This is a genomic window from Actinomycetota bacterium, assembly GCA_030776725.1.
Classification (GTDB): Bacteria; Actinomycetota; Nitriliruptoria; order Nitriliruptorales; family JAHWKO01; genus JAHWKW01.
This window is the reverse complement of record JALYHG010000079.1, coordinates 1-11,098: the sequence shown is the minus strand read 5'-3', so window position 1 is coordinate 11,098 and position 11,098 is coordinate 1. Positions and strand designations below refer to the sequence as shown.

The 11,098-nt window shown below is 71.9% G+C and carries 11 protein-coding genes and 1 tRNA gene; 5 read left to right on the top strand and 7 right to left on the bottom strand.

Annotated features, from left to right (window positions below):
- A partial coding sequence (locus tag M3N57_03670) for a hypothetical protein (protein ID MDP9021794.1) occupies positions 1 to 693 on the top strand: 693 nt, incomplete at its 5' end.
- Between the two features lie 18 nt (positions 694 to 711).
- Here the strand turns inward: M3N57_03670 and M3N57_03665 are convergent.
- The 4 genes from M3N57_03665 to M3N57_03650 form a co-directional block, all read right to left on the bottom strand.
- A complete protein-coding gene (locus tag M3N57_03665; protein ID MDP9021793.1) occupies positions 712 to 1,254 on the bottom strand; it encodes an HIT domain-containing protein in 543 nt (180 codons plus the stop codon).
- Between the two features lie 74 nt (positions 1,255 to 1,328).
- On the bottom strand, positions 1,329 to 3,329 hold the full coding sequence (gene thrS / locus M3N57_03660; GenBank protein ID MDP9021792.1) for a threonine--tRNA ligase: 2,001 nt from the start codon (positions 3,327 to 3,329) through the stop codon (positions 1,329 to 1,331).
- A gap of 193 nt (positions 3,330 to 3,522) precedes the next feature.
- Positions 3,523 to 3,595 (bottom strand) — tRNA-Val (locus tag M3N57_03655).
- A 49-nt stretch (positions 3,596 to 3,644) separates the two neighbouring features.
- Positions 3,645 to 4,364: an anti-sigma factor gene (locus tag M3N57_03650; GenBank protein ID MDP9021791.1), complete on the bottom strand. Its 720-nt coding sequence runs from the start codon at positions 4,362 to 4,364 to the stop codon at positions 3,645 to 3,647.
- Positions 4,365 to 4,520: 156 nt separating this feature from the next.
- Here M3N57_03650 and M3N57_03645 point away from each other — a divergent pair, with 156 nt between their 5' ends.
- Complete coding sequence (locus M3N57_03645; protein ID MDP9021790.1) at positions 4,521 to 5,078, top strand: LmeA family phospholipid-binding protein; 558 nt, start codon at positions 4,521 to 4,523, stop codon at positions 5,076 to 5,078.
- A 59-nt stretch (positions 5,079 to 5,137) separates the two neighbouring features.
- On the opposite strand, the gene M3N57_03640 is transcribed toward M3N57_03645, so the two are convergent.
- Both M3N57_03640 and M3N57_03635 read right to left on the bottom strand, forming a co-directional pair.
- Positions 5,138 to 6,091, bottom strand: coding sequence for a prolipoprotein diacylglyceryl transferase (locus M3N57_03640; protein ID MDP9021789.1), 954 nt, complete (start codon positions 6,089 to 6,091; stop codon positions 5,138 to 5,140).
- A gap of 8 nt (positions 6,092 to 6,099) precedes the next feature.
- Entirely contained in the window at positions 6,100 to 7,305 is a 1,206-nt protein-coding gene (locus M3N57_03635; GenBank protein MDP9021788.1) for a peptidoglycan DD-metalloendopeptidase family protein, read from the bottom strand.
- Positions 7,306 to 7,497: 192 nt separating this feature from the next.
- Between M3N57_03635 and M3N57_03630 the strand changes: the two genes are divergently transcribed.
- Together M3N57_03630 and M3N57_03625 are read left to right on the top strand one after the other, a co-directional pair.
- Positions 7,498 to 7,884, top strand: coding sequence for a DUF2267 domain-containing protein (locus M3N57_03630; protein MDP9021787.1), 387 nt, complete (start codon positions 7,498 to 7,500; stop codon positions 7,882 to 7,884).
- A 159-nt stretch (positions 7,885 to 8,043) separates the two neighbouring features.
- Positions 8,044 to 9,999 carry a VanW family protein gene (locus tag M3N57_03625; GenBank protein ID MDP9021786.1) on the top strand — a complete coding sequence of 652 codons (1,956 nt, stop codon included), beginning with the start codon at positions 8,044 to 8,046 and terminating at the stop codon, positions 9,997 to 9,999.
- Positions 10,000 to 10,023: 24 nt separating this feature from the next.
- Here the strand turns inward: M3N57_03625 and M3N57_03620 are convergent, their stop codons facing one another.
- Positions 10,024 to 10,626, bottom strand: coding sequence for a hypothetical protein (locus tag M3N57_03620; GenBank protein ID MDP9021785.1), 603 nt, complete (start codon positions 10,624 to 10,626; stop codon positions 10,024 to 10,026).
- A gap of 185 nt (positions 10,627 to 10,811) precedes the next feature.
- On the opposite strand from M3N57_03620, the gene M3N57_03615 reads away from it, so the two are divergent.
- On the top strand, positions 10,812 to 11,098 hold a 287-nt coding region (locus tag M3N57_03615), incomplete at its 3' end, for a hypothetical protein (GenBank protein MDP9021784.1).

The following is an 11,098-nucleotide window of genomic DNA, read 5'->3' as shown; positions in this document are numbered from 1 at the left end:
AAGTTCGGCGTGGAGGTGGAACAGTCTCCGCCGAAGATCGCCTACCGCGAGACGCTCAAGAGCCGCGCGCAGGGGCTCGGACGCCACGTCAAGCAGACCGGTGGGCACGGCCAGTACGGCGTGGCACACGTCGAGGTGGAACCGCTGCCGCGCGGTGCGGGGTTCGTGTTCGAGGACGCCATCGTGGGCGGGGTGATCCCCAACCAGTTCATCGCCTCGGTCGAGAAGGGGGTGCTCGAGGCGATGCAGCGGGGCGTGCTCGCCGGCTACCCCGTCGTGGACGTCAAGGTGCGCCTGTTCGACGGCAAGCACCACTCGGTTGACTCGTCGGACATGGCGTTCCAGATGGCCGGGATCCTCGCGTTCAAGGACGCCGCCGAGAAGGCGGGCGTGAAGCTCCTCGAGCCGGTGCTCGAAGTGGACGTCTCGATCCCCGATGACCTGACCGGCGACGTGATGGGCGACCTGTCGGCGCGTCGAGGACGCATCCAGGGCACGGACCCGGCCGGGCCGGCACGGCAGATGGTGCACGCGCTGGTGCCCGAGGCCGAGATGCTGACGTACGTGGCGGAGCTGCGGGCGCTCACGTCCGGGCGGGGCACGGTGGCGATGCGCTACCACCACCACCAGGAGGTCCCCGACCACATCGCGCAGAAGATCGCCGCGCAGGCCGACAGCGAACGCCAGGCCTGACGCCGAGCGGCGCCGGGATCAGCCGAAGGCGGGCGCCAGCTCGTCGTACATCTCGGTCAGCGCCCGCGGCAGGATCCGGGTCGCCCCGATCACCGACACGAAGTTGGTGTCGCCGAGCCAGCGCGGGACCGCGTGCAGGTGGACGTGATCGCTGATGCCCGCCCCGGCAGCGGCTCCCAGGTTCATGCCGAGGTTGACGCCCTCGGCGTCGAGTCGATCCTTGACCACGGCGACGCAGCGCCGCCCGAGCTCCCACAGCTCCGCGGCGGTGGGCTCATCGAGGTCCTCCAGGTCGGCGGTGTGGGCGAACGGAACGACCATCAGGTGACCGGGGTTGTAGGGGTAGGCGTTGAAGATCACGTAGCACCGCTCCCCGCGGTGCAAGATCAGGCTCTCGCGGTCTCGGTCGGGACCACGGCCGGGCAGGACGCAGAACGGGCAGCCGTCGACCCGGTCACCACCGGCGATGTACCCGAAGCGCCACGGCGCCCACAGCCGCTGGATCCCGTCCACGGGCGGGGGCTGACCGGCCTCCGGGGTGCGCACCACCCGACCCCACATCGGGGCGTCCTCGACCTCGGGCACGGCTTCGAGGTCGTCGCCGACCGAGCCGTGGGGGTCGACGTCGGCCACCGTCAGCCCCCCGACGGGGCGCCGGCGCGACGCTCGCGCACCTCGGCGGTCAGCTCGGTGACCCACTCGGCGAGCCCGACGCGCGCGCGCTGATCGCCCTGGTAGGGGCGGACTGACACCGTGCGTGCTTCCTCCTCGCGGCCCCCGACCACCGCCAGGTACGGGATCTTGTCGATCTGGCCCTTGCGGATCTTGTTGCCGAGCGTGTCGTCGGAGTCGTCGACCTCGACCCGCATGCCAGCGTCGCGGACGGCGTCGGCGACCGCGTGGGCGTACCCGACGAAGTCGGCCGCCACCGGGATGACCGCCACCTGGACCGGCGCGAGCCACAGCGGGAACGCCCCGTTGAACGACTCGAGCATCACGGCGAAGAACCGCTCGACCGAACCGAACAGCGCCCGGTGGATCATGAACGGCCGGTGGTGCTGGCCGTCCTCACCGACGTAGGTCACGTCGAACCGCTCGGGGAGGTTGAAGTCCACCTGGATGGTGGTGAGCTGCCACTCGCGACCGATCGCGTCACGGGCATGCATGTCGATCTTCGGCCCGTAGAAAGCGCCCTCTCCTGCGTCGATCTGGTACTCGAGCCCGGCGCGCTGCACCGCATCGACCAGCGCCTTCTCGGCCACGTCCCAGTCCTCGTCGCGGCCGATCGCCTTCTCGGGCCTCGTCGACACCGCCACCCGTGAGGGGCGGCCGAAGCCGAAATCGCGGTAGAGGTCGAGGGTGAAGCGGATCACCGCGACGACCTCGTCGACCACCTGGTCGCGAGTGCAGAAGATGTGCGAGTCGTCCTGGGTGAAACCGCGGGCGCGGAGCATCGCGTTCACGACACCGGACTTCTCGAAGCGGTAGACCGTCCCGAGCTCCGCGAGCCGCAGCGGGAGCTCCCGGTAGGAACGAACCTTCGACTGGTACGCCAGGATGTGGAACGGACAGTTCATCGGCTTGGCGTAGTACTCGAGGTTCTCGAGCTGCATCGCCGGGAACATGTTCTCGCGGTAGTAGTCCAGGTGGCCGGAGGTCTCCCACAGCATCCCCTTGGCGAGGTGCGGTGTGTACACCGGCTGGTAGCCGCGGCGAAGGTGCTCGTCGCGGGCCCAGTCCTCCATCTGTTTGCGGACGATCGCCCCCTTCGGGAGCCAGATGGCCATGCCAGGGCCGAGCTCCTCGGCGAAGTGCACCAGCTCCAGCTGCGGCCCGAGCTTGCGGTGGTCGCGTTCGCGCGCCTCCTCCAGGCGGCGCAGGTGCTCGTCGAGGGCTCTCCGCGACTCCCACGCGGTGCCGTAGATGCGTTGCAGCATCGGTCGTGACTCGTCGCCACGCCAGTACGCCCCGGCGGTGCGTAGCAGCTTGAACGCCGGCACCCAGCCGCTGTTGGGTAGGTGCGGTCCACGACACAGGTCGGCCCAGCGCTCCTTGACCTCACCGTCTTCTTCGACGACGTTGCGGTAGACGGTGACGGTGTCGCCGGTCTGGCCGTGGCCGGCGTGATCCACCTGCCGCCCGTCCTCGGTGACGACCTCGACCTCCGATGGGTCGAGTCGCTCGATGATCTCGCGCTTGTACGGCTGGTCGGCGAACAGCTGCAGCGCCTCGTCGCGGGGCAGCTCGTCGCGTTCGAAGCGTTGCTTCTCGCGGACCAGGTCACGCATCCGCTCCTCGATGCGCTCGAGATCGTCCGGTGTGAACGGCTGGTCGACCTCGAAGTCGTAGTAGAAGCCGTCCTCGACCGGCGGGCCGATCGCGAACTTGGCGTGGGGGTACAGCTGCGTGACCGCTTGAGCCATCAAGTGGGCGACGGAGTGGCGCAAGATCGCACGGCCGCGGTCGGTGTCGACCTGGACGGGCTCCACCTGCGCGTCGTCGGGGACGGGCCGGTCGAGATCCCACTCCTGGGGCGGGCCGGAGCCGGCGGTGACCAGAGCGGCGACCACCCGCCCCTGGAGCTGACCGCGCTGGGCCAGGCGCTCTCGGGCGGTGGGTCGGCCGTCTGCGCTCACGTGGCACCTCCTCTCGGGCATCGAGGGTAACCGCGGCGGCTGTGCAGGCCGTCGCCGACCGGCGGCTGACCCCTGCCAGCGGTGACGCGACGAGCGAGCCGGTGGGGTGGCGACACGCCGGGTGGACACGACGCGTGGCGACCATGCGAGCGGCCCCGAGACGTTGGTGGCCCCCGCGTCGGCGGGGGCCGGGTGGGCGCGGCTGGGATCGAACCAGCGGCCTCTCGCGTGTGAGGCGAGCGCTCATCCCACTGAGCTACGCGCCCGGAACCGTTGAGGCTACCCCATGGTGGCGCCGACGACGACGCTCGACGATCAACCGTCGGGCGGGAGGTGGACCTCAGCGAGCTGGCGGCTGCCGGGTGCGGTGGGGCGCTGGCTGGCCGACTCGACGGTGACCACGACCGCGTCGGCGTCCGCGATCCGTATCGCGAACGGGACGGCGCCGTCGTGCGGGGCGCGGCCCACGTCCACCACGCTGGCACGGCCGTCGTCGACCCGCCAGAGCACCACCACCTCGTCTTCACCGAGCTCAGGGACGGCTTCCAGGCTGACCGCCAGGTGGGTGTCGGACACCGCCGCCGCACCGGTCACACCAGCCGATGCGCGCACGTCGAGCGGTTCACCCGACGCCAGGATGGACAGGACCTCGGCCTGACGCTCCACCACCGCGGCGTAGTCACCGGTGACGCGGCGCAGGTGGTAGTTCCAGAACAGGACCGCCAGCACGACGATCGTGGCCAGGACGGCACCGACGCGGAGCGCCGGCCGCGACCAACGTTCCCACCACGAGCGGTCGTCTTCGTCGTCGTGATCGACGCGCCGAACGGTCTCGGTCGCGACGGCGGCGCGGCGACGCTCCTGGCGCTCGGTGGCTGCCAGCTCGGCTGCCAGGTCACGTAGCTCCGCGACGCGTAACCGGCAGTCGCGACAGCTGAGCAGGTGTGCACGGAACTCCGCGGAGTCCTGCGGATCGAGGCCGCCCAGGACGTGAGCGAGGGCGAGGTCCTCGTACCGCTGGTGGGACTCCGCCATGACTTCCAGGATAACCGCGGGTCTGACGCGCCGGCTCTCCGAACGGCCTAGACCCCCGCGGTAGGCCGGCGCGATGCGCACTGGGAACACGCCGCCGACCACGGATCGACGTGACCGTCGTACGCTCGTCGGAGGTCGACGCTTCTAGGAGCCGACGTGCGGATCGTCAGGTGGATCTTCCTCGTGGTGGTGGTCCTCGCCGTGCTGGTCGAGCTGGCCGTCCCGCGCTTCGCCGCCGCCAGGATCGAGGCCGGCGTCCGCGAGCGGGTCCGCGACGCAGCGGGCATCGACGCCCGTCTGGGCGACTTCCCGGTCGTGACCCGTTACCTGTTCACCGGGGAGGTCGACGAGGTGCGCGTGGTCCTGCGGGAGGTCGTCCGCCAGGATGTGCCCTTCGCCCGGGTCCGCTTCGACCTGGACGGTGTGTCGCTGGACCGCGCTGCGCTGCTCCGTGGCGAGGTCGAGGTGACCGATATGGACACCGGGCGCGTGACCGCACAGATCGACACCGCGCAGCTCGGCCCCGCCGGTGAGCAGCTCCCCGACCGGGTGGACGTGGCCGGACGCCAACTCCGCCTGGGGGAGGCGGTCCGTGTGGCGATCCCCGACGAGCTGGTGCCGTGCCAACCCCGCGCGGAAGTCGAGCCTGGACGGGTGGTCCTCACCTGCACGCTCGACCAGGTGCCGTCGATCTTGGTCCGCGCGGTTGGCTGACGGCGTCGGTGGTCGCAGCCGCCGTTCGCGCGTGGCGTCGCGTTGCGACCTTGGGGGCGTCAGGTGTCGTTGACGGCATCGTCGTGGCGTGGGGGTGCGTGCGGGAAGTCGGGCGGGTCCCACACCCAAGGTCGCCGCTGCCACGGCCGGCGCCACCGCAGGAACACGGTCAGGGCGCCGATCGCAGCCAGCGCGGCGTACTGCGAGCCGGTCAGCCCCAGCAGGCGCCGGTCCTGACGCAGGAAGTCCGAGACGAAGCGCGCGGCGGCGTACCAGTACACGAAGACCGTGATGAAGAAGCCGTTCCAGCGCGGCTTGCGCTCCAGCCACAGCAGGAGAGCCAACAGCAGCCCGGCCTGGACGAGGTCGTAGAGAGCCGTCTGGTGCACCGCCACGTCGAAGCAGCCCTGGGTCTGCCCGGCGTACGGCGGCCCGGCCCGTGGGGGCACGGGGTCGCCCAAGGCCCGTAGCGTGTTGGTGGCCCGATCCCAGTAGTTCCCGGTGCACCGCCACGCCAGTGGCCACCCGCCCGCCGGGTCACCGAGGTGGTCGCCGATCGCCAGGTCCCCCAACCGCCCGATCGCGATCCCGGCCGCGAGCCCCGGGGCGGCTGAGTCCATCAGCAGGTCGAAGCGGTAGCCGCGGCGACGCACCAGCGGGAGGGCAGCCAGGATCGCGCCGGCGAGTCCGCCCAGGAGCGTGAGGCCGCCTTCCCACACGCGCAGGATCGCGATCGGATCCCGGGCGTACTGGTCGAAGTGGGTCAGGACGTAGAAGGCGCGCGCACCGATCACCGCACCGATCAGCGCACGGACCAGCAGATCGTTGACCGCGGCGGGGATGTCGTGCACGTAGACGTCGGCGATCCCCCGCCGCTCCGTGCGGCGCAGCAGCAGGACGGCCCCGATCAGGAACCCCGCGGCGGTCCCGATGCCGTGCGGGGAGACGGCGACGTCTCCTGCGATCGGGATGCGCTCGAGGATCGGCCAGGTCAGCTCGGCCACGAGGACCACGGCCAGCGTCAGCACCTGCCCGGCAAGTACCGACGCGGGTCGACCGGGCTGCCGTTCACGCGCGTCTCGAAGTGCAGGTGCGAGCCGGTCGAGTGCCCGGTGCTCCCGACGCTCCCGATGCGCTGTCCCTGGCCGACCCGCTGGCCGTCCGCCACGGCGAAGGCGCTCTGGTGGGCGTAGGCGGTGACGACCCCGTCGCCGTGCGCGATCAACGTCAGGCGCCCGTACCCGCCCTGCCAACCGACGAAGATGACCTGCCCGGCCTTGGCAGCGAAGATCGGTTCGCCGGTGTTGCCGTCGATGTCGATCCCGGTGTGCATCCGTCCCCAGCGGCGGCCGAACCCGGACGTGACCCGGTCGCAGCGTGGCCACGCGTACCCCCCGACGCCCACCGCGGCCGGGACGGCCGCTCGCGGGGAGCGGGTTGACGCGGCGGAGGCGGCGGAGGCGGCGGAGGCGGCGGACCGCGCGGCGCGGGCGGCCGCCTCCTTCCGGCGGATCAGCTGCTCGACGCGCCGCGACTCTGCCTCCAGGTCCTCGCGCTGCTCCTCGAGCTCAGCGACGTTGGAGCGGGCCGCAGCGGCCTGGAGGGCGCGGTCTCGGCGTAGTTCGGCGACCCGTGCCAGCAGCCGCTCCTGTTCGACCTTCATCGCAGCCAGGTGGTCGCGTTCGGCAGCCAGGCGGACGCGCTCTGCATCGGTGGCCGTCCGGGTGGCGACGAGGCCTTCGAGGGCGGCGCGGTCCGACGACGACAGCGCCTGGACGTACGCCCCGCGATCGAGGGCCTCGCCCAGCGAGCCGGCCGTCAGTACCGCCTCGAAGGGCAGGCCGGCGCCCCGCTTGTAGAGGGTCGCTGCGCGGCTGGCGAACGCGTCGCGCTGGGCGGCCATCTGGTCCTGTAGCTCAGCGACCCTCGCGGCCGCCTCGTCCACCGCGAGCTGCTGGCGGTCCAGGGCAGCGGCCGCCTCGTTGACGGCATCCTCGAGGAGCGACAAGCGGGCGTCGGCGTCGTGGAGCGCCTGCTCCGCGTCGCGCTGCTCGGCGCGGGCGCTGCTCAGCTGTGCTTCGACCGCGGCCACCTTCCGGCGGGCGTCATCCAGGGCCCGCTGGTCGTGGCCGGTGCCGTGGGCAGAGGCCACCGACGGGGCGAGGGCGACGACGAGGCTGGCGACCGCTGCGGCGGCGAACGCCTGGACGCGACGGGCAGCCGTCAACCGCTTGCTCCTCGCGGTGGGTGCAGAGCGCCGCCATCCCGCGGCGCTGGTCGGCCGGCGACCCTAGCAAGCGCGCCCGCCGGCGTGGAGCACGGCGGTGCGCACGCATCGCTTGGTCGGTCGGACGTGGGCGCGCCCAGCGGCACTGCCGTACCCCGCGCACCGTGGTCGAGGTGTCAGCAGGAGGGCTGGATGCAGTTCGACGAGTTCATCGCGACGGTGCAGGAACAGGGTGTGTTCGACCGCGCCCAGGCGGTGACGGCGACGCGGGCGACCCTCCAGACGCTCGCCGAGCGGATCACGGGGGGAGAAGCCACCGACCTGGCCAGCGAGCTCCCGCAGGAGATCGCCGCGTTCGTCCACGAGACGGCGGGGCGCGACCACCGCGAGGCGGAGATCTTCGACGCCGACGAGTTCTGCCGGCGGGTGGCGTCCCGGGAAGGCGACGAGGTCGATCTCGACACCGCCGGCCAGCACGCCGCGGCGGTGATGGCAGCGGTGCGGGCCGCGATCAGCGACGGGGAGTTCTCCGACGTGCTCGGGCAGCTGCCGCCGGACATCCGCGGGGTCGTGAGCTAACCAGCCCGGTGCGGCCGGGCAGCGCGAACATCCCGATCCGCGCTGGCTCTCTGTTATCCTCCGCGGATCGGGCGGGAACATCTGCGCATCGTCGTGGGTTGTGTGCGCTCGGACGTCGCGCGATGTGGTGCGGCTTCCCCCGCCGACACGGGATCGCGCATGAGCACCACGCACCACCCTCCTCGACCGGGCACGGAGGTCGCGGCGTCGGACGACGACGCGATCCCGTCCCCGCCGTTCGCCCGCCGCCGCGCCATGGCCGCCGCGGCGGTGATGGCGGTGGTCGTGATCGCGTTCCTCGGAGCGCTCCGGCTGGTTCACCGCGGGGAGGTCCTCCCCGGCGTCGTGGTCGACGGCGTCGAGGTCGGCAGCCTGGGCCGCGAGGATGCCCGGACGGCGCTGATGGAGCTCGTCTCCGCCCGTCAGACCGACCCGGTCACCTTCACCCTCGAGGGCCGTGAGTTCACCTACGTCCCGGGTACCGAGGGGTACGGGGCTGACCTGGCCGCAGCGGTCGACCGGGCGATGGCGCCGGGGCGTGACCGCAACGTGCTCGCCGACAGCTGGGCGCACGTGGCGGCCCTGTGGGGCCGCCGGATCGAGGTCAGCCTCGTCGACCGTTCCAACGAGGAACGTGCCCGCGCGTTCGTCACCGACGTGACCGACCAGGCCGACCGGGAACCGTTCGTCGGCCGGGTCACCGCCGACCCCGACACCCTCGTTGTGACCACCGAGCCGCCCGCCGACGGCATCCGCGTCCGGCAGGAACAGGCACTGGATCAGCTGCTGGCGGCGATCCGAGTGGCCGGGCCTCAGACGATGCCCCTGCCGGTCGAGGTCCTGCCGGTGGACATCACCCCCGAGCAGGTCGACCGTGTCGCCGCGCAGGCGCGGCATGCGCTCGACGAGACGCTGACGCTGACGGCCCACGGGAGCACGGTGGTGGCGCTGCGTCCCAGCGAGATCGCACCGCTGATCGCGACGGCCGTCAACGAGTCCGGCGAGTTCGTCCTTCAGGTGCCGGTCGACGCGGTGCGTTCGGCGTTCGCGCCCCACCTCGACCGGCTCAACGTCGCGCCCCGCTCGGCGACGTTCGAGGTCGTCAGCGGCCTGGTGACGTTCGACGACAAGGACGACGCGACCTGGGAGCCCAAGCCGGCGGACCTCCGCCTCGTCCCCAGCGCGGACGGCGTCGAGTTCGACCCCGAGCGCACCGCCCGGCAGCTCACCGAGCTGGTGACGACCGGAACCCGCCGAGCCGCCCTGGACCTGGTCGTCGTCGAGCCGGACCTGACCACGGAACAGGCCAGGGGGCTCGGCGTCACCAAGCTGATCGGGACGTTCACCACCTACCACGAGTGCTGCAAGAACCGCGTCCGTAACATCCAGCGGATGGCCGATCTGGTCCGCGGGACGGTCGTGCGGCCGGGCGAGAGCTTCTCGATCAACGCCCACGTCGGGGAACGCACCGTCGCGAAGGGGTTCGCGGCCGACGGCACGATCGTGGGCGGCGAGTACGTCAACGAGGTCGGCGGTGGGGTGTCACAGTTCGCCACGACCGCGTACAACGCGGCGTTCTTCGCCGGGATCGACATCGCCGAGCACAAGGCCCACAGCTACTACATCTCGCGGTACCCGATGGGCCGCGAGGCGACCCTGTACTACCCGGGGGTCGACCTGAAGCTGCGCAACGACACCGACAACGGGATCTTGATCCACACCTCGTACACCGACACGTCGATCACGGTGTCGCTGTTCGGTGACAACGGTGGCCGCCGGGTGACGGCCGTCCACGGAGAGCCGACGAACTGGCGCGACCACCGCACCGTCTACCGCGACAACCCGAGCCTGCGACCGGGCAGCTCCCGGCGGGTTCAGGCGGGCGGCCGGGGGTTCGACGTGACCGTGACCAGAACGATCGACCATGGCGGGCGCAGCACCGAGCAGCGGATCTTCACCCGCTACCAGGCGCCGCTGGAGATCATCGAGCGCAACGACCGCGCTGCCCCGCCGCCTGCCCCCGCCTCGGAGCAGCCGGCCGGCGGCGACCCGTCGCCGGCCGCTGACGCGTCGGCTCCACCCCCCGAACAACAGCAGACGCCAGCCGCACAGTGACGCAGGCGTCGACCCGCACGGGGATCAGCGTCTGCGGTCGGTGCGCAGGCCGAGCGCTGTCAGTTCCAGCCCTGCCAGCGCGCGGTAGTCGCCGGCGGCGAGCGCTGCGCCCGGGTCGTCGACCGCGCGACGGAGCACGGTGAGGCTCCGGTTGGCAGCGGCGCGGTAGGCGAAGAGCCGCAGATCGGCGCCCTCCTCGCGGAGGCGCACGGCGGCCGTCGCCTCGCGCACCCACCGCACCCGCCGCGGGACGTACCAGGCGAGCACGACGACGATCAAGACAGCGGCGCTTGCCACCGCCAGCGCCAGCGCCAGCGTCGCCACCGCCTCCTGGTGGCTGCGCCCCGCCGCTTCGAGGCCGCGCCCGGCGTCGGCCACCACAGCGAACGGAGTGCGCAGCGTCGCCCCGACCAGCGGCAGGTCCCTGATCTGGTCGGCGATGCGGTCGAAGCCGTCCGCGAACCGCGCGCCGGTCCGCTCGATCCTCGCGCCGGGCTCCGCGAAGCTGCCCACCACGCGGTGCAAGCCACGCGCGACCCACACCACGGCCATCACCCACAGCACCACCGCGGCGTCGCCGGCAGCCTGTCGCACCCGGACCGTCAGGTGCTCGGCGTACAACGTCATCTGATCCCTCCTCGTCCTGACCCAACACGTCGGCTGGCGACCCCGGCGACGGCGACGCCCTCGCGCATCCTCCATGCCTGAGACGTCCGCGCACCACCGGGGACGTGTCGTGCGCCGGCGCGTCCGGCGACGGGCGGGCGCGTCGGCCAGGTTCGGCGGTAGCGAAGCTGCGATCACGTGCGACCATGGAGACGTGGCGGAAGAAGGAGACGGAGGGGATGAAGCTCCACGTGGTGTTGGACAGCGTGCGCATCATGAACGACCGCGATCCTGCGATGCAGTCGTTGCGGCTCCGTGACGCCGACCGCGGGACCCGCCCGGCGGATACCCGCCTGCATCTCGACGTCCGGGTGCACACCCGCAACCACGGCGGCGTCGAGCAGCACATCCGGCTGCCGCGTGAGCGGTACTACAAACCGCGGTCGCTGTACTCGATCCGCGTCGAGGAGCCCATCTTCGAGGGTGACGTCGA